Origin of the sequence: Domibacillus indicus (genome assembly GCF_023715895.1) — a bacterium.
GTDB classification, from domain to species: Bacteria; Bacillota; Bacilli; order Bacillales; family Domibacillaceae; genus Domibacillus; species Domibacillus indicus_A.
The window spans coordinates 63,039-87,662 of sequence record NZ_JAMBOO010000003.1 but is presented as its reverse complement, the minus strand read 5'-3'; the positions used below and the strand labels follow the sequence as shown (position 1 = coordinate 87,662).

Here is a 24,624-nt window from a genome sequence, read left to right as displayed (position 1 = left end):
GCATTTCTTATTTTGCTGATTCTTCAGCCGGCGGGTGGTTCTGATAATATTTGCGCCCGATCCATGATTGGAAAATAAGGATCAGTCCGCTGACACTCCAGTAAATAGGAAGGGCAGCTGGTGCGTTAAAAGAGAAAATTAAAATCATAATCGGCGACAGCAGGCCGATAAATTTCATTTGCTGCTGCTGTTCAGCCGGCATTGTCTGCATGGACAGACGGAATTGAACATAGTACATAATACCCGCAATAACCGCCATGGCAATGTCAGGCTGTCCCAGACGGAACCAAAGGAATTCATGCGTTTTTATATCTTCTGAGACGGTAATGGCGTAATAAAGGCCTGTCCAGACCGGCAGCTGTAAAAGCATCGGCAGGCAGCCCATGGCCATTGGATTGATGTCATTTTCTTTGTAAAGAGTCATCATTTCCATTTGAATCTTCCGCTGTTCTTCCTGTGTTTTAGCCGCTTTTAATCGTGCTTGAATATCAGTCATCTGCGGTTTTACTTTTTCCATCTTGTGGCGCATGGCGGCCTGCTTTTTCATCGAATTCAGCATAAGCGGCATCAGAATCAATCGTACCGCAATAGTAATGACGATGATTGCCATTCCATAACTGCCAAACATTTCGCCGAGCCAGTGAATCAGTTCAACGAACGGATTCACGAGGTAATCATGGAAAAAATGGCCTTCTGTTTGTGCGCTTTGACAGCCGGATAACAAAACGGCCGATAAAGCAGTAAGCGCAATCGTTAATTGTTTTTTCAAATTCGTTCCTCCTGCGCCTGCTAGCAGGCTAGTTGCTTTAGACAAAAAAAGTATACTCCTTTTTTCCTGCAAAAACAATTAATCAATTATAAGGCGAAATGTAAACCTTTAATTTTATTAGGTTGACAAAGTGAAGGCCAATCCTTTAATCTGGAAAAAAAGGAGGGGTTACCATGTCAACATGGACTCAATTAGCTGTACAGATTTTAGGAGGTTACAAGCTTTCAGAAGGGGAAGCAGAGAATATTTTAACGTGTCCCGATGAGGAGGTTTTGCAGCTGCTCGAGGGCGCTTTTCATCTTCGGCGCCATTATTACGGAAAGAAAGTTAAACTGAATATGATCATCAATACAAAATCCGGCTTATGTCCGGAGGATTGCGGCTATTGTTCTCAATCATCCCGGTCAACGGCTCCAATCCAAAAATACCGGATGATGAACCGTGAACAAATTGTGGCCGGTGCCGAAAAAGCCCATTCCCTTGGCGCAAATACCTACTGCATCGTGGCGAGCGGAAGAGGACCCTCTAAAAAAGAACTCGACACTGTCACAGATGCGGTAAAAGAGATAAAGAGCAAATATGGAATGCGCATTTGTGCATGCCTGGGACTCCTAAAACCGGAGCAGGCTGTACAACTGAAAGAAGCAGGAGTGGACCGGTACAACCATAATATAAATACATCCAAAAACCATCACGAGTCGATTACGACTACTCATACATACAACGATCGTACAGAAACAGTCGGCCGCGTAAAAGAAAGCGGCATGTCACCATGCTCTGGCGTCATTATCGGCATGGGTGAAACGAATGAAGATATTATCAATATGGCTTTTAGCCTGAGGGAGCTTGATGCCGACTCGATTCCGGTTAATTTCCTGCATGCCATACCGGGTACAAAGCTTGAGGACGCCAAGCCGCTTACGCCTCTTTTTTGCTTAAAAGTACTTGCGTTGTTCCGTTTTATCAATCCATCAAAAGAAATCCGGATTTCAGGCGGCCGGGAAGTGAATTTGCGTTCCGTCCAGCCGCTTGGCTTGTACGCTGCCAATTCTATTTTTTTAGGAAGCTATTTGACGACTCCCGGCCAGGAGGTCACAGCAGATCATAAAATGATTGAGGATATGGGATTTGAAGTAGAGCAGGCGCACGAGCAGGCTCCTGTTTAATAGACCAAAAAAGGTCCATGAATTCATGGACCTTTTTTACATACAGATATGGTAAAATCATTCAAAGAAAGGGTGAGAGTATGAAAGAAAAACAAGAGCTGTACCGGTATTCCTGCACGGTGGATGAGAAGAAAGTTTTTGTATTTAAACAAGCGATTTCGGCAGCCGATACGGGGAGTGAGGTCCCGCCGACGTTCACCACTGTACTCGATTTTCACGGCGGGTTGTCTTTTCAAAAATTAACAGAGCTTCTCGAATTTGACCCCGCTTGTGTGCTGCACGGCAGCCAGTCTTATGAATACATAAAACCGATTTTCCCAGGTGACCGCATTGAAGCCGTTGTGTATATGACAGGACGGACGTCCAAAAGAGGCATGGCGTTTGCAAAGCTTGAAACGGTTTATTTAAAAGAAAACCATCCAGCCGTTATATCGCGTTCGACCTTGATTGAACAGAAAGGAGCAACCCATGTTTAAACCCCTTTACTGGACAATTACCGCAGAAGAAATTCGTGAGTATGCAGCCGCTTCAGGTGATTTTAACCCGATTCATACGGACCCTGATTATGCACAAAAAGCCGGTCTGAAGGGCTGTATTGCACACGGAATGCTTGTAATGGCGCTTGGAAGCCGTGCGATCCGTGAATGGGGGACAGGCAATTTAACCTCCTACGAGGCCCGCTTTCAGGCTATGACATATCCCGACGAGCCGCTTGTGGTCAAAGGCAGCTGGATGGATGAGGAAGCAGGCAAAGGCAGTGTAACAGTCCAAAACGAGAAAGGCGAAATAAAAATGAAAGGCACCTTTACAGTGAAGTGAAGAAAGATGAAAAAAGCGGCCGCTTTTCTTATTCAGCTTGCGTTTCTGTCCGCTTTGTATTATGGATCTGAGTTTCTTGTTTCCTGGCTGCATATCCCGATTCCAGCCAGTGTTACCGGCATGGTGATCCTGCTTTTTCTTTTATCAAAAGGCTGGGTGCCTGTTCAAATCATTCAAAGTGGAGCTGCTTTTTTAAACAAGCATTTAGCTTTCTTTTTTATTCCAATTGCAGCCGGATTAATCACATACGGGGATCTGATCCGATCAGACGGTGCTGCTCTTATGGCAGTAATTGCCGGCAGTTCGGTTATGGGCCTTCTGATTACCTCTGGACTGTCTAGTGCATTGGCGAAGAGAAGCAGGGAAAAAGCAGGACTATTATTTACATAATTGTAACCATTGCTGTTTATCGACTGGCGCGATGGGCCGCTTTGCGGTTTCCATCCCCTTTCACAACACCCTCTTTTACATCGACTGTGGTGATCATCAGCCTGCTGGCTGCCTCGGGCGTATCGTATAAAGAATATACACCGGCAAAAGAGATCATGACCTTTTTGCTCGGTCCGGCAACCGTAGCACTGGCCCTGCCGCTGTATCATAACCGGGCTGTACTGCGTGAGCGCTTTCTTTCAGCTGCCATTGGCTTGATTGTTGGTACATTCGCAACGATTGTATCGGCTGTTTGGATGGCTTCTGCATTTGGCCTCTCCCGAACTATTCAAGCGACCGCTGCTGTAAAAGCTGTAACAACGACCGTGGCGATGGAAGCCGCTGTGATTATTGGCGGAGATCCGGCCCTGGCCGCGGCTTTTGTCAGCACAGCCGGTATTTTCGGAGCTGTATTTGGCCCGCCTTTGTTAACGATGTTTAACATACATGATCCTTTTTCAAGAGGCCTCGGTATCGGCACCATTTCCCACGGTATCGGAACAAGCCAGGCTGTACAGGAAGGACCCATTCAAGGAACGGTGTCCAGCGCTGCAATGGGCGTCTCTGCCATTATTACCTCGCTTGTTCTGCCCTGGATGTTTCCTTTTCTTTAACAAGATGACGAGCCATGCTCGTCATCTCAGGCTGCCCGCAAACGCTCGCTTTCGGCGTCACTTGCCGTCTGCGAATGCTCATGACCCGAAAAGGTCACTCCGCTTCCCAGCCGGCGGCGTTCCTGGAAAGACAAGTGTTTTCAACCAGCCTGCTTTCTTACTTTGTCTACACTCTCAGATGACGAGCTATGCTCGTCATCTTTTTTTATCTGATAAAGGTGACAACGCTTTAAAAACAGACAAAAAGTTGTGACAACTTTTCTATAGACTTTCCATAAAGAGGGCGTATAATAAAAGTATAAATCAATTGTGAAATATTTCACAAATTACTCTGAATGGTGAGTGAGAACAATGAATAAAGAAGCGTATGAGGAAATAAATGCATGGGCGGTTAAAAAATCAGCGATTTTGCGCCATAACCCCCTTCAATATATTGTAAAAGCGATGCTGGCCAGCTTTTTTATCGGCTTTGGCATTATGCTTTCCTTTAAACTGGCGGAACCTTTTTTTGATGCAGGATCACCGGCCACAGTCTTAATGCTCGGTGCGTTTTTCGGCATTGCCCTTGTGTTAATTCTTTACGGAGGAGCGGAGCTGTTTACTGGCAATACTATGTATTTCACAATGAGTACAATGAGCGGCAAAACAAATTGGAAAGAAGCACTGGCCGTTCTTGGAGCGTGCTATACAGGGAATCTGCTTGGCGCTTTATGCTTCGCCCTATTTATCAGTGGGGCAGGAATTTATAATGATCCGGCGAATTCTCAATATTTAATGGATGTTGTTTCTCATAAAATGCATTACCCTGCGTCTCAATTGTTTTTTAAAGCCATTTTGTGTAACTGGATCGTCTGTCTCGCTGTCTGGATTCCTATGCAGATGAAAGGGGACATGGCGAAAATCGTGACAATGCTGCTGTTCGTTATGACATTTGTTGTGGCCGGCTTTGAACACAGTGTGGCTAATATGGTTCTGTTCAGCCTGGCTCTGGCGGTGCCGCATCCTGAAGCAATTTCTGTAGCGAGCGCTGTTCATAATTTAATTCCTGTTACTTTAGGAAACATCATTGGCGGCAGCGTATTTGTCGGCATGGTATACATGTACCTGGCAAAGCCGGTCCAAAAAAGCATACCGGGAGAAGCAAAAGAACGCATTACTGTTAAACTTCTTGAGATGAATAAAAGCCGTCGCTGAGCGACGGCTTTTTTTAACCAATTAAAATGCGTTCTTTCGGATAATGGTAAGGGTCTTTAATTTCTTTGCCGCGAATGAGGAAAAGAAGGGAAAACAGCCCTACCCGGCCGATAAACATGAGCATAATTAAAATCATTTTAGCCGGTGTGCCAATCACGCTTGTCACGCCAAGAGTTGAACCCGTTGTACCAAATGCGGATGAAACCTCATAAATAATAGGAAGCAGTGCAAGCTCCGGCTCTAAATAAGAAAGAGCAATAACGGAAACAGCCCAGATAAACGTTCCGGTCACAAGAACGACAAACGACCGGTGCGCGTCAATGGGATGTACTTCCCGGTGAAACACTTTAATGGTGTTTTTTCCGCGTGCAAATGTGAATACACTGAGTGCTGCAATTGCGACGGTCGTGGTTCGCAAACCGCCGCCTACACTTGAAGGTGAGGCGCCGATAAACATCAGTACCGACAAAAGCAGCAGTGACGGCGGCGAAAAGTCATTTAAATCCAATGTGGCCAAACCGCCGCTTCTCGAGGCAACAGATTGAAAAAGAGCATAGAAAAACGATTCGTGCCATACTTTATCCGCTAAGAAATGGTTTCGCTCAAACAAAAGCAGTCCCGCTGTGCCGATGGCAGCCAGCAGCACATACATGGTAACGGTTAATTTTGTAAACAAGCTGAACGTAAATTTACGCGATCCGCGGTAGGTTAAAAAATCTTTGATTTCAACCAATACGGGAAATCCGATCGCCCCAAGAATAATCAGCACCATATTCACAACTTGAACAAAATAGTCATTTGCGTACGGAATAAGGGAAGCGCCGGTAATATCAAAGCCGCCATTGGTTGTCGCACTGACCGAAGCGAACAGGCCGTGCAGGAACGCTTCGCTAATCGTCGGGTAGTACTGAATAAAATGAATGCCGAGTACGAGAGCTCCAACTGCTTCAATAGCAAGAATAAGGAGAAAAATTTCCCTCATTAGTTTAACGAGGCCGCTTAAATCGGTCCGATTTTGGTCTGCCATAATGAGCTGCCGCTCCCGCATGCCAATCCGTTTACCAAAAAGGAGCCACACCATGGAACTAAACGTCATAATGCCGACACCGCCTACCTGTAAGATAAGCAGGATAAAAAAGTACCCGGTCGTGCTGAAGGTGTCAATGGTGCTAACCGGGGTCAAGCCCGTTACACTGAGGGCACTAACAGCTACAAAAACCGCATCTATAAACGAAATGTCTACGCCTGGTTTGTGAGCGGCCGGCAGCAGCAATAAAATACTGGCAAACACAGCACCGCTTAAATAAAGCAGGAAAATAACCTGGAAAGGAGAAAGCCGCAGCTGTTTTAACTTCATGCCCGGCACCATCCCCATTGTGTGCTTCTCTTCGTCATACAATCACCTTTTTAAGCCTCTCTGCTGCCTGCTTTAATAAGGGAACAGGCTGTACAAGGGCGATACGCACGTAGCCTTTGCCCGCTGTGCCAAATGCGCTTCCCGGCACCATTACAACGCCGGCTTTATCAATCGCTTCGAAAACAAAGGCGCGGTCATCGCTGCCGGACGGAATTTTCGTCCATAAAAACATGCCGCCCCCAGGCTGCTCAACGGGCCATCCGATCTGTTGAAGCCCTGATGAGAGTGCTTCAGCCCGTGCCCGGAATTCTATCCGGAGCTTGTTTGTGATTTCCTCCGCATGATCGAGGGCAAAAATAGCTGCTTTCTGAACCGGAGCGAACACCCCGTAATCCAAATTGGATTTGAGCTGCTTCAGCACACGAATCATGTCAGCATTTCCGGCAATATACGCAATGCGTGCCCCGGCCAGACTGAAGGTTTTAGAAAGAGAATTGATTTCCATCCCTACCTCCATTGCACCGGAAATGGAAAGAAAACTAAACGGTTCCCCGCCTTCAAAGTAAAACTCTGAATAAGCTGCGTCATGCAGCACAATGATATGATACTTTTTGGCAAAATCAATGACCTGCTCAAAAAATGCGCGATTCGGCATCGCCGGTACAGGATTGCCAGGCAGATTGAGCAGCATCAGCTTTGCTTTTTGAGCGATATCTTCTGGAATAAGAGATAAATCCGGCAGAAATTGATTTTCAGGCAGAAGCGGCATAAAGTACGGCACCGCACCAGCAAGAGAAATGCCGGCTTCATACGCAACATAAGCAGGATTTGTCGTTAACACGATATCACCGGGATCACAAAAAGCCAGAGGAAGATGCACAAGTCCTTCCTGAGATCCCATCGTTTGAACGATTTCTGTTTGCGGGTTTAAAAGGACGCGTGTGCGCCGCTTGTAATAATCGGCTACGGATTGATAAAACTGCGTGGTTCCGCCTAGTGTATAGCCGTAGGCATCCGCTTTCGCACTTTCATCGGCTAGAACGGTCCGAACGCGTTCATCCGGCGGTAAGTCCGGGCTGCCAAGGCTTAGATCAATTAAAATATCGCCTTGCTGCTTTTTTTGATCCGTATAGGCTTTTAAGTCACTAAAAATGGATGGGCCAAAGGCCGCCATTCTTTTAGAAGGTTGAATCTTCAAGACAAGCACCTCGTTGCATGAAAATATGTATGTATGCGCCCTATTTTACCACATCAAATCAAAAAAGTATGCGGCCTGATTTGTTAACTATATTAAAAACAGGTTGACAATAAGGGAAGCCTCCTTTTACAATGAAAAAAACAATTCACTGGAGGGTTACATATATGAAAACAGTTCACTGGATGCAGGCGGCTATGTTTGCTGCTATTATGGCTGTGCTTGGATTCCTGCCGCCTATTCCGCTTTCTTTTACGCCTGTGCCGATTTCCTTTCAAACAATCGGTGTAATGATTGCAGGGGGCATACTCGGTGCCCGGCTGGGTGCACTCAGCCAGGTTATTTTTCTGCTCGCTGTCGCAGCAGGAGCTCCTATTCTTGCCGGAGGGCGGGGCGGTCTCGCTGTTTTTGCAGGACCAAGTGCCGGTTTTCTGATTTCCTGGATTGCGGGCGCATTTGTTGTCGGCTTCCTGGTTGAACGCGCCGCAAAATTATCAGCTAAGCGCACGTTTGCTGCTAACGTCATCGGAGGCGTTCTTGTTTTATATATCATTGGTATTCCCGTTCAGTCACTTGTGACAGGAGTCGGGCTGAAAGAAGTCGTGCTGGCAAGTGCCGCTTTTATTCCGGGTGACCTGCTAAAAGCAGCGGCGGCGGCACTTCTTGTTCCGAGACTGCGTACCGCCCTGCAGGCTGTACCGTCTTTTCGCCGCGCCGCATAAATTTTGCTATAGTACAGTGGGGGGATAAAAGATGAATTTAACGTCCACACAATCGCTCCGGGCACATTCGTGTCCGGAGCATATTTGTTTACAAACGCCGAATCGAACCTTTACATACTGGGAGTGGGAGGAGATAACGATGCGCGCTGCCGCCTGGCTTTTATCACATGGGCAGCCGGGAGAGACTGTTGCGTTAACCGCTCGAAACAGATGGGAAACGCTTGCTTTATTTTGTGGTACGGTGCGGGCCGGTTTTGTTTTTATGCCGCTTGATCCGCGGATGACAGAAGCAGAACGGGCCGAGCGGCTTCGGCTCGCAAAGCCGGTGCTGTTCATTCCGGCAGAGCAGCTTGAAAAAACCGGTTCTTTGATCGAGCAAACCACCCCTTCTTCGTATTGCCATGAAGATGTTCATTGTATGTTTTACTCTGGATTCACTTCTGGTTCAAGCGGTACGCCAAAGCAATTTATCCGCAGCCAGCGGTCCTGGCTGAAAAGTTTTGAAGCAGGGATGGCCGATTTTCCGCTAACGGGGCAGGAAACGGCCGTGATTGCCGGTCCTATTCACCATTCACTGTTTTTATATGGAGCCGCATTTGCTTTTTTTAGCGGACAGCCGATTCTTTTAATGGATAAGTTTGTGCCGCAGCACACGGCTCAAGCATTAAGCCGTCTGGATTCATTTGTTTTTTACGCGGTTCCGACGATGCTTGAAGCGCTGTACAATCGCTTTCACTTTGCTTCGAAAGGAATTGTTTTTTTATCCGGTGCAGGGTGGACAGCGGAGCGGAAACAGCAATGGACTGATACATATCCAGCGGCACCGCTTTATGAGTTTTACGGTGCCTCCGAGCTCAGCTTTGTGTCTTATATGACACCAGAGGATTACAGAGTGAGGCCTGCTTCTTCCGGAAAACCGAGCACTGGTGTAACGATCGATATCCGGTCAGGAGGTAAAAGTCTTTCTCCCGGACAGATCGGGACCATTTATGTGAAAAGCCCGATGCTGTTCAGCGGCTATGTGCACGAAGGCCGGTACGAGCTTGATATCGATCAAGACGGCTTTTATACGGTCGGAGATGCGGGCTATGTGGATGAAGATGGCTGTTTATACGTGGTGGGCAGAGAGCAGTTTATGATGATTACAGGCGGCGTAAATGTTTATCCGGAAGAAATAGAGCGGATCGTTGTAAGATGTCCGGATGTACATGCGGCAGCGGTTACGTCTATTGAAGATGTGCACCTTGGCGACCGGATTGTCTGCTTTTATACAGGCGGGGCAGACAAGGGAGCCGTCCGCTTTTTTACCAAGCAGTTTCTATCTGTCCAAAAACTGCCAAGACACTGGATTCAAACAAACAGTCTTCCACTCACATCGAATGGGAAAATCGACCGGAAAGCCCTTCAGGAAAAAGCAAAGGAGGTCCTGCAGTGACTGTTTACATTACGAATGCGAAAAGAACGCCGGTAGGAGTAAAGAATGGGATTTTTTCAACAATAGAAGCAGCCCATCTTGCAGCACCTGTTATCAAAACGCTGGCAGACTGCTCCGCTGCTTTGCCCGACGAAGTGATTTTAGGCAATGTCACGGGGCCGGGCGGAAATATTGCGCGCTTGTCGTCTCTGTTAGCCGGGCTTCCCCAGTCGGTACCCGGCTTCACAGTGGACAGGCAGTGTTCATCAGGGCTGGAAGCGATTCGGCTTGGTGCCGCATTGATTGCTTCCGGCGAGGCACAGCACGTGATTGCCGGCGGCTGTGAAAGCTCCAGTACCTCATTGCGCCCGGAAAAAGCGGTGTTTTCTCCGCAATCGATTGGAGATCCGGAAATGGGCATAGCAGCAGAATGGCTTGCTGGTCGAGAAGAAATTTCAAGAAAGGAGCAGGATGATTACGCTGTATTAAGTTATCGGCGGTTTGCCGAATCGATCGCGGCAGCGCGGTTCACTCATGAAATCGTCCCGGTCGGCGGATACTCAGTAGATGAGGCAGCTTTAAAAAAACGGCCGATTGAAAGAATGGCTCCGCGGGCAAAAGCAGCTTTTCAGCCAGGGGGAACGGTAACCGCATTGAATGCATCTGCTTTTAATGATGCGGCTTGTGCAATATTTATGACGTCTGTAGAAGCACCAGGCTTGAAAGTGATAGCCAGCGCTGCCAGTGGGGCCGATCCGAACTTTCCAGCCGCTTCGCCTGTGCCAGCGGTTGAAAAGCTGCTGATGAAAACGGGGCTCTCTGTATCAGATATTGATGTATGGGAAATAAACGAAGCATTCGCTGTGAAAATCATTTACTCAGCACGAAAGCTCGGTATTCCTTTTGAGAAAATAAATCCGGACGGGGGCGGATTGGCACTTGGCCATCCGTACGGAGCATCCGGCGCCATGCTTGCACTGCGGCTGTTTTACGGCATGCAGCGGCGGAATGAACAATTCGGCATTGCCGCAGTAGGAAGTGCAGGCGGCATCGGAGTAGCCATGCTTTTTGAACGCGTTTAAAACCTCCAAATCGGTTTTTACCAGTACATGCACGGGTATAAAACGAGAAAAAAGAGAAGGAGGAAAGAAGGATGAAAAAAGAGCTGGATCGGAGAGGGAAATGGCGCTTGTTCGCCATTCTTTTTTTGTCTTTATATGTAGTGATCATGCTGTATAACGTATACCAGCCGCTGCCGGAACATATTTCGTATGCGGGCAAAGAATGGGCCGTTCCAAGTGAAGATGTTGATTTTTTCTACAACCTGTCCGGTGAAAAAAACGGGGAGAAATTTTATAAGGAAGAAATTTTCACAAGGACCCTCGACATTATAGACGAAGCAGAACAATTTATCGTTTTGGACTTCTTTTTATTTAATTCCTACCATGAAAAAGAAAAAGAATACCCAACTATAACAAAGAAAACAACGGATGCACTGCTGGCAAAAAGAGCGGAAAATCCGGACATGCCGATTATCTTTATTACAGATGAAGTAAATTCATCGTATGGCTCTCATACCGTACCCGAGTTTGAAGCGATGAAAAAAGCAGGGATCGAGGTTGTTGAAACAAACTTAGATGCGTTCCGGGACCCGAATCCCATTTACAGCGGATTTTACCGCATGCTGTTTACGTGGTGGGGTGAGAGCAAAGAAGGCTGGCTGCCGAATGGATTAACGGATATGGCGCCGGATATGACGGTGCGTTCCTACTTGAAGCTAATGAATGTAAAAGCGAATCACCGAAAAACCATTACAACCGAAAAAACGACCTTGATCAGTTCAGCAAACCCGCATGACGCAAGCTATTATTTCGCGAATACAGCGTTTGAAGTAAAAGGAGCGCTCGTTGGAGATATGCTGCAAAGCGAAAAAGCCGTTGCCGATACAAGCGGGAACATCTCTTTTCCAAAATGGACGAATGCGGCCGAAAAAGGTGGGGAAGTTCGTGTCCAGCTTTTAACGGAAGGAAAAATACAAGAAGCAATTGAACAAGAATTGGATCGTGCCCAAAAAGGAGACGAAATTTGGCTGGCTATGTTTTACTTAGCCGACCGGAATGTGATTGAAGGACTGACAGACGCGGCAGAGCGGGGAGCAGATATCCGCTTAATTTTAGATACAAATAAAAATTCGTTTGGACGCAAAAAAACAGGCCTGCCCAATATTCCAATGGCAGCTGAACTGCGTGAAGACACACATAACAGGGTAAAAGTGCGCTGGTTCGCCCAGTCGCCGGAGCAATTTCATTCAAAAATGATGTACATAAGGCATGAAAATGAATCGGTTGTCATCAGCGGGTCCGCCAATCATACGTCCCGCAACTTAAACAATTATAATCCGGAAACAGACCTGAAAATAAGAGCTGCTCACAGTCAACCTATTATAAAAGAAGTAGATGCGTATATGCATATGCTTTGGGAAAATAAAGGAGCTATTTACACAGATCCATATGAAAAGCATAACGAAAAAATATCTATTATGAAACGAACCATTTATTCATTTCAAAAACTGCTTCATTTTACAACCTTTTAAGAAGAAAACAAAATTTTTGAATAATTACACTATGTGCAAAATTCAAATTTGACATTTTTAAAAGAAAGAATTAAAATAAAAGAAAAAAGGTCGTGACAAAATGCCAAGAGGTGAAGGGAAGTTTTTAATCAAGCAGCGTGCATTCTTAAAACTGTATATGATTCGTTTTGTGGAAGAACATAAAATGTACGGTATGCAGGCAATGGATGAACTGAAAGCATCGTTTAAAGCATTTGGATACGAGCCAAACCATTCGGAAATTTACCGTTCTCTTCATGAACTGATTGATGATGGCATTTTAAAGCGCCAGAAAAAAGTGCAGGAAGGGGCAAAATACAAAGAAATCGTCATCTATCAATTTGCCGACTATGAAAAAGCAAAGTTATATAAGAAACAAGTGAAAACCGACCTCGACCGCAGCATGTCTTTGTTACGGAAAGCGCTGGAGGATGTTTATTAAGCTGAATAACGATCTGTTAAAAAACCGCTTCTTTTAAAGAGAGAAGCGGTTTTTTGTCGTATTTTAGCAGGAAAAGTGATCTATTTTGGATTTTATGAACACAATTCACTTTAAAAATAAAATGTTTTTATTTTTCTTTTTATATACGTTTCTAGTTAAATTATTTAAATTATTCATTAATAAAGCGTTTTCAAAAAAGCGAATGTAAAAAATGAAAAAAATGAGAAAAAGAAAAAAAGGAGTTGGTTTCCATGACAATGCTCGCCATTCTCGGATTTTCTATGGTAGCTGTTTTTATGTATCTGATAATGAGCGGAAGATTATCCGCGTTGATCGCACTGATGATTGTCCCGGCTGCATTTGCTCTTTTTGCCGGATTTGGATCTAAGATTGGAGAAATGGCTTTAACGGGTATTACGGATCTTGCACCAACCGGTGTTATGCTGATGTTTGCGATTCTTTACTTTGGAATTATGATCGATGCCGGCTTGTTTGATCCTGTAGTAGGAAAAATTTTAAAAGCGGTTAAAGGAGATCCAATGAAAATTGTGGTCGGTACCGCTGTACTGGCTATGATTGTTTCACTGGACGGAGACGGAACAACAACCTACATGATTACGATCTCAGCTATGCTTCCGCTTTACCAGCGTTTAAAAATGAATCCGCTTATTCTTCCGGCTGTAGCGCTTATGGCTGTAGGGGTAACCAACCTTACGCCTTGGGGTGGGCCGACTGCCCGTGCAGCAAGTGCCCTGAGCCTTGATATGCAGGAGCTGTTTAATCCGCTTATTCCAGTTATGGCTGCCGGCGCTCTTTGGGTAATTGCTGCTGCTTACTGGATGGGGAAAAAAGAACGGAACCGCCTTGGTGTCCTTTCATTGGAAGAACTCAATCAGCCAGTTGAAGGAAAAAGCTATTTAACATTTTTTGGAACAGCCGCTGTTTCAGAAGAAGACGCAAAATGGAAGCGTCCAAAGCTTCTTTGGTTTAACTTTGCGCTGACTATTGCACTTATGGTGATGCTTATTCTAGGCGTTATGCCGCTGCCAATCTTGTTTATGCTTGCTTTTGCTGTTGCCATCACAGTAAACTATCCGAATGTAGCCAATCAAAAAGAACGTATTGCGGCACATGCAGGTAATGTGCTGGCCGTCGTATCACTTGTGTTTGCAGCCGGTATTTTCACAGGCATTTTATCTGGAACAGAAATGGTTGATGCGATGGCGAAAAGCCTGATTGCCATTATTCCAGATTCAATGGGACCGCATCTTCCTGTTATCACAGCGCTTGCGAGTATGCCATTTACATTCTTTATGTCTAATGATGCTTTCTACTTCGGTGTTCTGCCTATTATCGCAGAGGCTGCTTCCAATTACGGTGTAAGTGCTGTTGAAATTGGACGTGCTTCACTTTTAGGCCAGCCGGTTCACTTGCTCAGCCCGCTTGTCGCTTCCACGTATCTGCTTGTTGGAATGGCAAAAGTAGATTTTGGACAATATCAGCGCTTTACGCTTTTATGGACAGTCGGAACAGCCGTTGTCATGACGGTGGCTGCTATTTTGCTAGGTGTTATTTCTCTATAAGAAAAAATCCCGGATCAAACCGAATCCGGGATTTTTTCTTTTATTCTGTCCTTTTTTTTCGTACAATTTGGTAAAAAGAAGATAGGAGTTCACATGAAAAGAAAAACCGTGCCGCTTCGAACGAAAATTTTTATACTCGTTTTTTGTCTGCTTTTTTTCATCGTAGCCGGCATGTCTGCAGTCTTTTACTGGATTCAGGCAAAAGAAACCGCCGATCAGGTACACCAGCTCTCTTTGCAGACTGCTCAAACAATTTCTTTTATGCCGGAAACGAGTGCTTTCTTAACCGACGAGCGCAAATCAGATACGCTGCTTCCCGTCTTAAAGCATATTCAGGAAAGAACCGCTGCGCAGTCCATTTCGATTGCGGGCCGAAACGGAACCGCTTTATCTACGTTTCAAGAAGCACAGCCGCTTCATGAATCAGACAGCCGGTCTCTTATTTACGGAGGTTCCTACACCGTAGAGGAAAAGGGAACAGACGGCGAAGCGATTATCGGAAAAGCACCGATTGTGCAAACAGCGGACGGCCGTTCAGAAGTGATTGGCACCGTCTCTGTTGAGTTTTCCAAAAAATCAATTGCGGCCCAAATTGCTTCCCAAACGGGAAATATCCTGATTGCTGCCGCGTTAGCACTTTTAGTCGGGATTGCCGGCGGTTTATGGCTCACGAGAAGCATTTTATCTGATACACTTGGATTTGAGCCTGTAAAAATTGCCTCCCTGTATAAAAAAACGATTGATGAAATACGGCTGTATTCCGACGAGCTCCGGGCTCAGACACATGAATTTATGAACAAACTGTATGTTTTATCCGGCCTTTTGCAGCTTGGCCGCCATGAAGCTGCTCTTGAATTTATTCAAAGGGAAGCAGATAGTGTTTCCCTGCAGCAGCACATCGTTTTTAAACAAATTAAAGACGACTTGATTCAAGCTGTGCTGCTCGGCAAAACCGCTAAAGCATCAGAAAAAAAGATTTCCTTTACGATCGAACAGGAAAGCATGCTGTCCGGCATTCCTTCCCATATGGACGGCCATGCTCTTTTAACCATTATCAGCAATTTAATTGATAATGCATTTGAAGCCGTCAGGCAAAAAGAAAACCCTGGTGTTTCTTTTTTGATCACAGATGCGAGTCCAACTTTAATTATCGAAGTGACCGACAATGGGACTGGGATTGATGAACAAACGGTTTCGTCCCTGTTTGAAAAAGGAGTATCGACAAAAGGGGAAAACCGGGGGTTTGGCCTTTATAATGTAAAAGAAGCCGTTGATGCTTACGGAGGCGTGATTGAGGTGCTGCCAAATGACCCTTCCGGTACTATTTTTACGATTTACATACCGAAGAACACAGTTAAAGGAGATGGACGTGGATGATACACGTTGCGATCGCAGAAGACGACTTTCGCATTGCCAGTATACAAGAAGAGTTTGTTAAACAATTAACCGGGTTTACGCTTGCAGGAAAAGCATTGAATGCAGAAGATACGCTTGCCTTGCTCCAAAAAAAGAGAGTGGATGTTTTGCTGCTGGATATTTATATGCCGGATATGCTCGGCACGGAGCTGCTGCCGATCATAAAGAACCGTTTCCCGAAAATCGATATTATTATGGTTACCGCAGCTTCGGAAAAAGAAATGCTTGAAGAAGCACTTCGTTACGGCGTTTTTCATTATTTAATCAAGCCGGTTTCGCTTGAGAAGTTCACATCCGTGTTAAACGAGTATAAAAAGAAAAAACAGCTGCTCCAGGACACAAGCCAGGTCACCCAGGATATAGTCGACGCTTATTTTGCCGGGAACGTCCAAGCATCGCCTCAAGCGGCCCAGCTGCCGACCGGTATCGACAGCGTGACACTAAACCGGGTGTCGGAAGTATTAGAAAACCTCCGGGACGGCGTATCGATTGAAGAAATGGGCACCCGGATTGGCGCTTCCCGGACGACGGCACGACGCTATCTTGAATACCTTGTTACAGTGGGGAAATGCCGGGTTGAACACGAATACGGCATCGTCGGGCGACCGGAACGCCGCTATTTCAAGGTTGGGTCATGAAGCAGCTTCTTTTGCTTGTCCTGATTTTTTTTACAGCCGGCTGTACGGCGTCTTCTCCACCGCTTGAAGAAAAGGACCTGACCTTTATTGTCCCCGGCTCTCCAAACGGCGGCTGGGATGCACTCGCCAAATCGATTAAAACGGTTATTGAAAGGGAGCAGCTTATCAAACAGCCCATACATATTGTGTACGAAGAAGGCGATGGCGGAAATGACGGCTGGGCCCGCTTAAACGAAGAAGACTCCAGTACAATCGCCATTAACTCAAGCCTGCTGCTCACAAACAACTTGCTTGGGCACAGCAAACTTCAATACGAAGATTTTACGCCGCTTGCCACGATGGCCAGCGAGTGGCAGGCAGTGATCGTTTCTAGTGATTCTTCTATCCAGTCAATTAATGACTTAATGGATAAGCTTAAAAGAGAGCCCGGGCGCTATCCCATTGGCATTGAGCCGCAATTTGGAAACGATGATCAAATTGCTTTTGCCCAGGCAGCACGTACAAAAGGCATATCGGCGGCTTCCCTTCGTTTTTTTCGCTATCCTGACGGAAAAGCGCTCCTCGAAGCGCTTCAAACCGGCAAAATCGCTGCCGCTTCTCTGTCTTCCTCTCAGTCAGAAGATTTTGCGGCAAATGGAAACGTCCGCATTATCGCCATTTCCTCGCCAAAGCGGCTTGGTCATCTCCCGGATGTGCCAACATGGAAGGAACAAGGCATTAATGTCGTGTTTCCGCACTGGCGCGGAGTGATGGGACCTGGCGATTTAACAGAAGCGGAGCAGAAATGGTGGGGCGAACTTTTAAACGCGGTTCAATCTTCTCCTTATTGGAAAGAAGAGCTGAAGAAAAACCATTGGACTCACTTTTATCGGAACAGCGAGGATACAGAGGCACTGCTCCGGTCTGAAACGAAAAAATACCGCTATATAATGAATCAAAAATAAAAGCTGTCTCTAATCATTAGAGACAGCTTTTACGCTGTTTGCGGCAAAAGGCCAAGAACCGCAAAAAAGTGAAATACGGTGCCTGCCAGTACAAACAAGTGCCAGATCATGTGATGATACGGAAAACCGCGCCAGACGTAAAAAATGGCGCCTGCTGTGTATAAAATCCCCCCGGTAACGAGAAAAGAAATCGTCATGGGTGACAGAGCGGCTGTAAGCGGCCCCCAGGCAAAAACAATGAGCCAGCCCATCATCACGTACAAAAGGGTAGACAGCCCGACAAACCGCTTTACAAAAAAGCATTTAAACACCGTGCCTGCTATGGCCATTCCCCATATTAAACCAAACAGTGTCCAGCCGAGCGCTCCCTGGACGGCCACAAATAAAAATGGCGTATACGTACCTGCTATAAACAAATAAATAGACGCATGATCAAAAATTTCAAACAAGTCTTTTACTTTTCCTTGAGGAAAACTATGAACAAGCGTAGAAGACACATATAAAAGCAGCATCGTAATGCCAAAAACCATAAATCCTGCTAAATGCCAGCCGGTTCCGTAAATGGCCGAAAAAACAATCAATAAAACAAGAGCGGCTAAGCTGAGCAGGGCGCCAATTCCGTGGGTAATGGAGTTGGCAATTTCCTCACCCCTGGAAAATACATGTGTAGTCGAAGATTCTTTCATATGCGGCAGCTCCTCCCATTGGGTAAATGTCACAGTCGTATTGTAGCATATTCATTTCGAATTATTCTCGTTCCGCCTTTCAAAAAGGTTAGGACATACCGGAAAAACGGGTATACTGATAAAGACAATGGATGAAAGGGGTTTTTTTGAAATGGAACCAATTAAACATGAAAACGGCATTTTTTACATGGAGAAAGACGGCCGGCGTGTTGCGGAAATTACCTACGTCCCGGCTGGGGAAGGAAAAATCAATGCCAACCATACGTATGTCGCAAACGAGCTTCGCGGCGGTGGTATAGCTGAACAGCTGCTTGATACGCTTGCCGATTATGCAAGAGAAGAAAACCTTAAAATTATTCCTTCCTGCTCCTATGTCGTCGCAAAATTTGCAAGAGGCGGCAAATATGATGATGTGAATGCCCTGTCTACATGAAATATGTGGTGATTGGAGGAGACGCGGCCGGCATGAGTGCTGCCATGCAAATCGTGCGTAATGACAGCGAAGCAGAGGTTACTGTGCTTGAAAAGGGATCTATTTATTCCTATGGTCAGTGCGGGCTTCCTTATGTGGTCGGCGGTCTTATTCCCTCAACGGATAAAGTGATTGCCCGAAGTATTGAAACATTTCGCACGAAGTATGGGATCGATGCCCGCATTTTGCATGAAGCTACAGCGGTAGATCCGGTAAAACGGACTGTATCCGGCGTGAATCACGAAACAAAAGAAACGTTTACAGTTTCCTATGACCGGCTGTTAATTGCAACCGGAGCCAGCCCGGTTCTGCCGTCCTGGAAAGGAGCAGGTGTAGAAAGGGTGCACGTCGTCAAAACCATTCCGGATACCGAGCGTTTAATGTGCCATCTCAGCTCAAAAGAGGTAAACGAAGTTGTCATTATCGGAGCAGGATATATCGGCCTTGAAATGGCTGAAAACATTCACCGGCTCAAAAAGCGGGTCCGGATTGTTCAAAGAAGCAGCCAAATTGCCGGCATGCTTGATTCGGATATGACCGAGGCGCTTCATCAGGAAGCCGAGCAGCACGGTCTGATTCTATCGTTGAATGAACACGTTGAGGCAATTGAAGCAGGACAGGTTGTAACGAGCAGCGCTGCTTATCCGGCTGATCTCGTCATTGCTGCTGTCGGTATTCGTCCTAATACCGCTTTTTTAAAGAAAACAGGCATCCATATGTTTGAAAACGGAGCGCTTATCGTCAATGATCGAATGGAGACCTCGGTACCCGGTATATACGCAGCCGGTGACTGTGCCACACATTTTCATCTCGTAAAAGGAAAACCTGATTATATTCCGCTCGGCACAACTGCTAACAAGCAGGGAAGAGTTGCCGGACTGAACATGGCCGGCCGGACAAGATCCTTTAAAGGCGTTACCGGTACGTCCGTTTTTAAATTTTTTAACCTGGTAGCTGCATCAACCGGCTTAACGGAGAGGGAAGCGAAGCGGGAAGGGGTTTCCTACCAGGTCTCTGCGGTTGAAACAAAAAACAGAGCCGGCTATTACCCGGATGCTTCTCCTCTTCGTGTGAAAATTTTATATGATCCGGAGTCCAGGCTGCTGCTTGGCGGCCAGGCTGTGGGCGAGCGTGGGGCGGAGAAGCATATAGATGTGCTGTCGGCTGCCCTGTTTAACAACATGACCATCGAGGAACTGGAAGATTTGGATTTAAGCTATTCTCCGCCGGTTAACAGTGTATGGGATCCTATTCAGCAAGCGGCGCGCCGGGCCAGATAAAGCGGGAGGGAGCGCGTATGTATTCACATATTATTTTGGCAGCGGACGGTTCAGAGCATTCGTATCGTGCTGCCGAGCATGCTGCGGCGATAGCGGGTGCTTCTTCTTCATGTACGGTTACGATTGTGTTTGTTCCAAGGCCTGATAAATCAAAAGGAGCTTCTTTGCAGCAGGAACGCATGAATGCGGTTCAGTGGGAACGGCGGGACAAACTGGCTCGTCACGAAGCCCTTTTTACAGGAAAGGAAATTCCATATTCCGTCTTGGTACGGGAAGGAGATCCAGGTCCCGCTATTGTGAAGTACGCCAATGCCCAAAAGGCGGACCTGATTATTCTCGGCAGCAGGGGACTGAACCATCTTCAGCAGTTCGTTCTTGGCAGCGTAAGCCACAAAGTGATGAAACGGGTGAACTGTCCCGTGATGATCGTAAAATAAAAAAATGGCACCTCCATAGGGAGGTGCCATTTTTTTATTTAGGAAGCATACATCTCTTTTACGCGTTTTTGAAGCTCTGTATCTTCTAAAAACTCGTCATACGTCATCATCTTATCGATGATTCCCTTCGGTGTAAGATCGATAATACGGTTCGCTGTTGACTGAACAAACTGATGGTCATGAGACGCGAAGATCATGGCGCCTTTAAACGCAATCAAGCCGTTGTTAAGGGCCGTAATAGATTCCAAGTCCAAGTGGTTGGTCGGTTCATCCAATAAAAGAACGTTTGAACTGGACAGCATCATCTTAGACAGCATGCAGCGGACTTTTTCGCCCCCGGACAGCACGCTTGCTTTTTTCAATGCTTCTTCACCAGAGAAAAGCATCCGGCCAAGGAATCCACGCAGGAAGCTTTCGCTTTCATCCGCCGGCGAAAATTGGCGCAGCCATTCTACAAGCGTCATTTCTGACCCCTCAAAGTATTCGGAGTTGTCTTTCGGGAAGTAAGCCTGTGATGTCGTTACGCCCCATTTGAATGAGCCTTCGTCCGGCTCCATTTCGCCTGCTAAAATTTTAAACAGCGCCGTTTTGGCTGCTTCATTTGTGCCGACAAGCGCAATTTTATCTTCTCTGTTCATAATAAAGCTTACGTTATCAAGCACTTTCACACCATCAATTGTTTTGGACAATCCATCTACACGCAGGACATCGTTCCCAATTTCACGCTCAGGCGTAAACTGTACATATGGGTAACGACGGGAAGAAGGCTTGATATCATCGAGCGTGATTTTATCCAAAGACTTTTTCCGTGAGGTCGCTTGTTTTGACTTTGAAGCATTGGCGCTGAAGCGAGCGATAAATGCTTGAAGTTCTTTGATTTTCTCTTCTTTTTTCTTGTTCGCATCTGACTGTAATTTTTGTGCAAGCTGGCTTGACTCATACCAGAAATCATAGTTACCGGCATAAATTTGAATTTTTCCAAAGTCAAGATCTGCCGTGTGCGTGCATACCTTGTTTAAGAAATGACGGTCATGGGATACGACAATAACAGTATTTTCAAAGTTAATTAGAAATTCTTCCAGCCAGCGGATCGCTTCAATGTCAAGGTGGTTGGTCGGCTCATCCAGCAAAAGAACGTCCGGCTTGCCGAATAAGGCCTGGGCAAGAAGCACTTTTACTTTGTCTGATCCATCAAGCTCTGACATCTTTTTGTCATGCAGTGCTTCTTGAACACCTAAACCAGAAAGGAGAATCGCGGCTTCGGATTCTGCTTCCCAGCCGTTCATTTCAGCAAACTCACCTTCGAGTTCCGCTGCGCGCATGCCGTCTTCATCCGTAAAATCAGCTTTCATGTAGATCGCATCTTTTTCTTTCATTACTTCATAAAGACGGGCATGGCCCATAATAACTGTTTCCATTACACCGAACTCTTCATATTCGAAGTGGTTCTGCTTTAATACGGCAAGACGCGCATCTTTTGGCATGGACACATGACCGGTCTGCGGCTCCAGGTCACCGGATAAAATTTTAACAAATGTAGACTTGCCGGCACCATTTGCGCCGATGAGTCCGTAGCAGTTCCCCGGTGTGAACTTTAAGTTAATATCTTCAAACAATTTTTTGTCGCCAAAGCGCAGGCTGACGTCTTGTACTGTAATCAAATGTTTTTTCCTCCCAATATGAATTCATCACCTCTGATTATATCATTCTTGGGAGAAAAAAAGAATAAACAGTAAATTGAAAAAGCGAGCAAATCTTTTTTAATTCCGAGTAAGCAAATAGGATTGACTTTGCATTATTTTCTGATAAACTAAACTCATTCGAAAAGAACAGATAATAAAGAGGGGGACATCAATGATTACCTTTGAATCATGGAATGATATGCAGGATCAGATCCCTGACTTTCCGGCTGATTCAGAAACAAAAGGAGCACTTGAAGTGCTTCGGTGGGCATATGATACGTATGGCGACAAGCTTGTTTATGCCTGCAGCTTCGGAATTGAAGGCATTGTTTTAATTGACTTGATTGCTCAAGTGAAGCCGGATGCAGAAATCGTTTTTCTTGATACGCATTATCATTTTAAAGAAACATACGAGACCATCGATAAAGTAAAAGCTCGTTATCCTCAGCTGAATATTCGTATGCAGCAGCCAGAGATGACGATTGAAGAACAAGCGGCCAAGTTTGGACCAGACTTGTTTGCTACAAACCCGAATAAATGCTGCGAAATCCGGAAGATCATTCCGCTTCAAAAAGCATTGGCTCCGTCAACAGCTTGGATTTCCGGGCTGCGCCGTGAGCAATCGGAATCAAGAGCAAACACAAATTACTTAAATCTTGATAACCGATTCCAAAAAATTAAAGTGTGCCCGCTGATTCACTGGACGTGGAAAGAAGTGTGGCGTTATGTAACAAAGCATGAGCTTGACTATAATGTACTGCATGACCAGGGTTACCCAAGCATTGGCTGCGAACCATGCACAAAGCCTGCTTTTTCAATGGAGGACATTCGTTCCGGACGCTGGAGCGGATCCGGTAAAACAGAATGCGGTCTTCATACAACCAATCCGTAAGATCTTAAATTTTTTTAAAAATAATACCAAGTGTTTATCTATGAATTTTAACCTATTCGGAGGGACCTATACATGACGAACATTGCTGCCCATGGAGGCCAACTTATCAACCAATACCAACCGGATTTTGACCTATCCGGCATTTCAAAAGAAGTCGAACTTGATGCGACGGCTTTAAGTGATCTTGAATTAATCGCCACGGGCGCATTCAGCCCGCTTACTGGCTTCCTTACACAAAAAGACTATGACAGCGTCGTAAAAGATATGCGCCTCGCAGACGGCACAGTTTGGAGCATTCCGATTACGCTCCCTGTACAGGATGCATCTGGATATGAAAAAGGGGACACAGTCCTATTGAAACAAAACGGCACGGTATATGGTGTGCTGAACATTGAAGACATTTATGAGCCTGATCAAAAGCTTGAAGCACAAAATGTATATAAAACAACAGAAGAAGCACATCCAGGCGTGAAAAAAGTATACAGCCGCGGTCCGGTTTACCTGGGCGGCCCGATTACACTTGTGAAACGCATTGAGCGCGAGCAATTCGCAGAGTTTTACTTTGATCCATCCGAAACACGCCGTATCTTCCGTGAAAATGGCTGGAACAAAATTGTCGGCTTCCAAACACGCAACCCGGTTCACCGTGCACATGAATACATTCAAAAATCAGCGCTTGAAATTGTAGACGCGCTTCTTTTAAATCCGCTTGTTGGCGAAACAAAATCCGATGATATTCCAGCTGATATCCGTATGGAAAGCTATCAGGTGCTTCTTCGCGATTATTACCCGGCAGACCGTGTGAAGCTTGCTGTATTCCCGGCAGCTATGCGCTATGCTGGACCGCGCGAAGCGATTTTCCATGCGATTGTCCGCAAAAACTATGGCTGCACACACTTTATCGTTGGCCGTGACCATGCAGGTGTTGGTGACTACTACGGTACGTATGAAGCACAAGAAATATTCTCAAACTTCACAGCAGAAGAAATCGGCATTACGCTTCTGTTCTTTGAACACAGCTTTTTCTGCAAAAAGTGCGGAAACATGGCTTCTTCCAAAACATGCCCGCATTCAAAAGAAGACCATGTGATTCTTTCTGGTACGAAAGTGCGTGAAATGCTTCGTGCAGGAGAAATTCCACCGGCAGAATTCAGCCGTAAAGAAGTGGTAGAAGTTCTAATCCGTGGAATGAAAGAAACATCAAACGCATAAGGGAGAGAAGAAACATGACGAACAACAATATCGTCTGGCATGAACAGTCACTAACAAAAGAAGAACGACGCAAGAAAAGCGGACACCACAGCGCGGTATTATGGTTTACCGGGCTGTCCGGTTCCGGCAAGTCAACGGTCGCAAATGCTGCGGCCCGCCGCTTGTTTGATCTTGGCGTAAGCACGTATGTATTAGACGGCGACAATGTGCGCCACGGCTTAAATAAAGATCTTGGTTTCTCAGATGAAGCACGCAAAGAAAATATCCGCCGTATTGGGGAAGTATCTAAACTGTTTGTAGATGCAGGCCAGCTTGTATTCACAGCTTTTATTTCTCCATTCCGTGAAGATCGTGATACCGTTCGCGCACTGCTTGAAAACGACGAGTTTATTGAAGTATTCGTTGAGTGCCCGATTGAAAAATGTGAACAGCGCGATCCAAAAGGCTTGTATAAAAAAGCAAGAGCAGGCGAGATTCCTGAGTTTACTGGCATTTCATCTCCGTATGAAGCACCGGAAAAACCGGAGCTTGTGTTAAATACGGATCAATATTCCGTTGAAGAGTGCGTGGAGCAGCTTGTTGAGTACTTAAAGAAAAACAACTGGCTGTAAAAAAGAGCACCTTGCCTGAGCTCTTCATTCAGGCTATGA

26 protein-coding genes are annotated in these 24,624 nt (G+C 45.9%); 21 read left to right on the top strand and 5 right to left on the bottom strand.

Annotated features, from left to right (window positions below):
* Positions 1-7: 7 nt before the first annotated feature.
* A complete protein-coding gene (gene yidC, locus M3221_RS06730; RefSeq protein ID WP_251270746.1) occupies positions 8-769 on the bottom strand; it encodes a membrane protein insertase YidC in 762 nt (253 codons plus the stop codon).
* Positions 770-942: 173 nt separating this feature from the next.
* On the opposite strand from yidC, the gene bioB reads away from it, so the two are divergent.
* From bioB to M3221_RS06700, 6 genes are all read left to right on the top strand, one after another.
* Positions 943-1,935: a biotin synthase BioB gene (gene bioB, locus M3221_RS06725; protein ID WP_251270745.1), complete on the top strand. Its 993-nt coding sequence runs from the start codon at positions 943-945 to the stop codon at positions 1,933-1,935.
* A gap of 80 nt (positions 1,936-2,015) precedes the next feature.
* Positions 2,016-2,411 carry an FAS1-like dehydratase domain-containing protein gene (locus M3221_RS06720; protein ID WP_251270744.1) on the top strand — a complete coding sequence of 132 codons (396 nt, stop codon included), beginning with the start codon at positions 2,016-2,018 and terminating at the stop codon, positions 2,409-2,411.
* Entirely contained in the window at positions 2,404-2,754 is a 351-nt protein-coding gene (locus tag M3221_RS06715) for a MaoC family dehydratase (RefSeq protein ID WP_251270743.1), read from the top strand. Before M3221_RS06720 ends, M3221_RS06715 begins: the two co-directional genes overlap by 8 nt.
* A gap of 6 nt (positions 2,755-2,760) precedes the next feature.
* The gene (locus M3221_RS06710; RefSeq protein ID WP_251270742.1) at positions 2,761-3,144 is read left to right on the top strand and encodes a CidA/LrgA family protein; all 384 of its coding nucleotides are present in this window, start codon (positions 2,761-2,763) and stop codon (positions 3,142-3,144) included.
* Positions 3,099-3,797, top strand: coding sequence for an LrgB family protein (locus M3221_RS06705; RefSeq protein WP_311316127.1), 699 nt, complete (start codon positions 3,099-3,101; stop codon positions 3,795-3,797). Before M3221_RS06710 ends, M3221_RS06705 begins: the two co-directional genes overlap by 46 nt.
* Positions 3,798-4,148: 351 nt before the next feature.
* Positions 4,149-4,991: a formate/nitrite transporter family protein gene (locus tag M3221_RS06700; protein WP_251270740.1), complete on the top strand. Its 843-nt coding sequence runs from the start codon at positions 4,149-4,151 to the stop codon at positions 4,989-4,991.
* A gap of 13 nt (positions 4,992-5,004) precedes the next feature.
* On the opposite strand, the gene M3221_RS06695 is transcribed toward M3221_RS06700, so the two are convergent.
* Together M3221_RS06695 and M3221_RS06690 are read right to left on the bottom strand one after the other, a co-directional pair.
* Positions 5,005-6,360 (bottom strand): TrkH family potassium uptake protein, encoded by a 1,356-nt coding sequence (locus M3221_RS06695; protein WP_285879747.1) that lies wholly within the window; start codon positions 6,358-6,360, stop codon positions 5,005-5,007.
* 22 nt (positions 6,361-6,382) lie between these two features.
* Positions 6,383-7,546: an aminotransferase class I/II-fold pyridoxal phosphate-dependent enzyme gene (locus tag M3221_RS06690; RefSeq protein ID WP_251270739.1), complete on the bottom strand. Its 1,164-nt coding sequence runs from the start codon at positions 7,544-7,546 to the stop codon at positions 6,383-6,385.
* Between the two features lie 164 nt (positions 7,547-7,710).
* Here M3221_RS06690 and M3221_RS06685 point away from each other — a divergent pair, with 164 nt between their 5' ends.
* The 9 genes from M3221_RS06685 to M3221_RS06645 all read left to right on the top strand — a co-directional run bounded on the left by M3221_RS06685 (position 7,711) and on the right by M3221_RS06645 (position 17,313).
* Positions 7,711-8,265 (top strand): biotin transporter BioY, encoded by a 555-nt coding sequence (locus M3221_RS06685; RefSeq protein WP_251270738.1) that lies wholly within the window; start codon positions 7,711-7,713, stop codon positions 8,263-8,265.
* Positions 8,266-8,296: 31 nt separating this feature from the next.
* Positions 8,297-9,700: an AMP-binding protein gene (locus M3221_RS06680; protein ID WP_251270737.1), complete on the top strand. Its 1,404-nt coding sequence runs from the start codon at positions 8,297-8,299 to the stop codon at positions 9,698-9,700.
* On the top strand, positions 9,697-10,761 hold the full coding sequence (locus tag M3221_RS06675; RefSeq protein ID WP_251270736.1) for an acetyl-CoA C-acyltransferase: 1,065 nt from the start codon (positions 9,697-9,699) through the stop codon (positions 10,759-10,761). The genes M3221_RS06680 and M3221_RS06675 overlap by 4 nt, the downstream gene beginning before the upstream one ends.
* A 71-nt stretch (positions 10,762-10,832) precedes the next feature.
* Positions 10,833-12,272, top strand: a complete 1,440-nt coding sequence (locus M3221_RS06670) for a phospholipase D family protein (RefSeq protein ID WP_251270735.1) — start codon at positions 10,833-10,835, stop codon at positions 12,270-12,272.
* Positions 12,273-12,372: 100 nt separating this feature from the next.
* Entirely contained in the window at positions 12,373-12,732 is a 360-nt protein-coding gene (locus M3221_RS06665; RefSeq protein ID WP_242232899.1) for a helix-turn-helix transcriptional regulator, read from the top strand.
* A gap of 257 nt (positions 12,733-12,989) precedes the next feature.
* Positions 12,990-14,315, top strand: coding sequence for a CitMHS family transporter (locus M3221_RS06660; protein ID WP_251271112.1), 1,326 nt, complete (start codon positions 12,990-12,992; stop codon positions 14,313-14,315).
* 93 nt (positions 14,316-14,408) lie between these two features.
* The gene (locus tag M3221_RS06655) at positions 14,409-15,692 is read left to right on the top strand and encodes an ATP-binding protein (RefSeq protein ID WP_251270734.1); all 1,284 of its coding nucleotides are present in this window, start codon (positions 14,409-14,411) and stop codon (positions 15,690-15,692) included.
* The gene (locus tag M3221_RS06650) at positions 15,689-16,369 is read left to right on the top strand and encodes a response regulator (protein WP_251270733.1); all 681 of its coding nucleotides are present in this window, start codon (positions 15,689-15,691) and stop codon (positions 16,367-16,369) included. Before M3221_RS06655 ends, M3221_RS06650 begins: the two co-directional genes overlap by 4 nt.
* A complete protein-coding gene (locus M3221_RS06645; RefSeq protein WP_251270732.1) occupies positions 16,366-17,313 on the top strand; it encodes a tripartite tricarboxylate transporter substrate-binding protein in 948 nt (315 codons plus the stop codon). Before M3221_RS06650 ends, M3221_RS06645 begins: the two co-directional genes overlap by 4 nt.
* Before the next feature lie 29 nt (positions 17,314-17,342).
* On the opposite strand, the gene trhA is transcribed toward M3221_RS06645, so the two are convergent.
* Positions 17,343-17,999 (bottom strand): PAQR family membrane homeostasis protein TrhA, encoded by a 657-nt coding sequence (gene trhA / locus M3221_RS06640; protein ID WP_251270731.1) that lies wholly within the window; start codon positions 17,997-17,999, stop codon positions 17,343-17,345.
* A gap of 151 nt (positions 18,000-18,150) precedes the next feature.
* Here trhA and M3221_RS06635 point away from each other — a divergent pair, with 151 nt between their 5' ends.
* Genes M3221_RS06635 through M3221_RS06625 form a run of 3 tightly spaced genes read left to right on the top strand, consistent with a single transcriptional unit; the run spans position 18,151 to position 20,188 of the window.
* Entirely contained in the window at positions 18,151-18,432 is a 282-nt protein-coding gene (locus tag M3221_RS06635) for a GNAT family N-acetyltransferase (protein ID WP_251270730.1), read from the top strand.
* Positions 18,429-19,751, top strand: coding sequence for an FAD-dependent oxidoreductase (locus M3221_RS06630; RefSeq protein WP_251270729.1), 1,323 nt, complete (start codon positions 18,429-18,431; stop codon positions 19,749-19,751). Before M3221_RS06635 ends, M3221_RS06630 begins: the two co-directional genes overlap by 4 nt.
* A gap of 17 nt (positions 19,752-19,768) precedes the next feature.
* Positions 19,769-20,188 (top strand): universal stress protein, encoded by a 420-nt coding sequence (locus tag M3221_RS06625; RefSeq protein ID WP_251270728.1) that lies wholly within the window; start codon positions 19,769-19,771, stop codon positions 20,186-20,188.
* A 38-nt stretch (positions 20,189-20,226) separates the two neighbouring features.
* On the opposite strand, the gene M3221_RS06620 is transcribed toward M3221_RS06625, so the two are convergent.
* Positions 20,227-21,849, bottom strand: a complete 1,623-nt coding sequence (locus M3221_RS06620) for an ABC-F family ATP-binding cassette domain-containing protein (RefSeq protein WP_251270727.1) — start codon at positions 21,847-21,849, stop codon at positions 20,227-20,229.
* A 193-nt stretch (positions 21,850-22,042) separates the two neighbouring features.
* Here M3221_RS06620 and M3221_RS06615 point away from each other — a divergent pair, with 193 nt between their 5' ends.
* From M3221_RS06615 to cysC, 3 genes are all read left to right on the top strand, one after another.
* A complete protein-coding gene (locus M3221_RS06615) occupies positions 22,043-22,762 on the top strand; it encodes a phosphoadenylyl-sulfate reductase (protein ID WP_251270726.1) in 720 nt (239 codons plus the stop codon).
* Positions 22,763-22,834: 72 nt separating this feature from the next.
* The gene (sat, locus tag M3221_RS06610) at positions 22,835-23,974 is read left to right on the top strand and encodes a sulfate adenylyltransferase (protein ID WP_251270725.1); all 1,140 of its coding nucleotides are present in this window, start codon (positions 22,835-22,837) and stop codon (positions 23,972-23,974) included.
* Between the two features lie 14 nt (positions 23,975-23,988).
* Entirely contained in the window at positions 23,989-24,585 is a 597-nt protein-coding gene (gene cysC, locus M3221_RS06605; RefSeq protein WP_251270724.1) for an adenylyl-sulfate kinase, read from the top strand.
* The last annotated feature ends 39 nt before the right edge of the window (positions 24,586-24,624 follow it).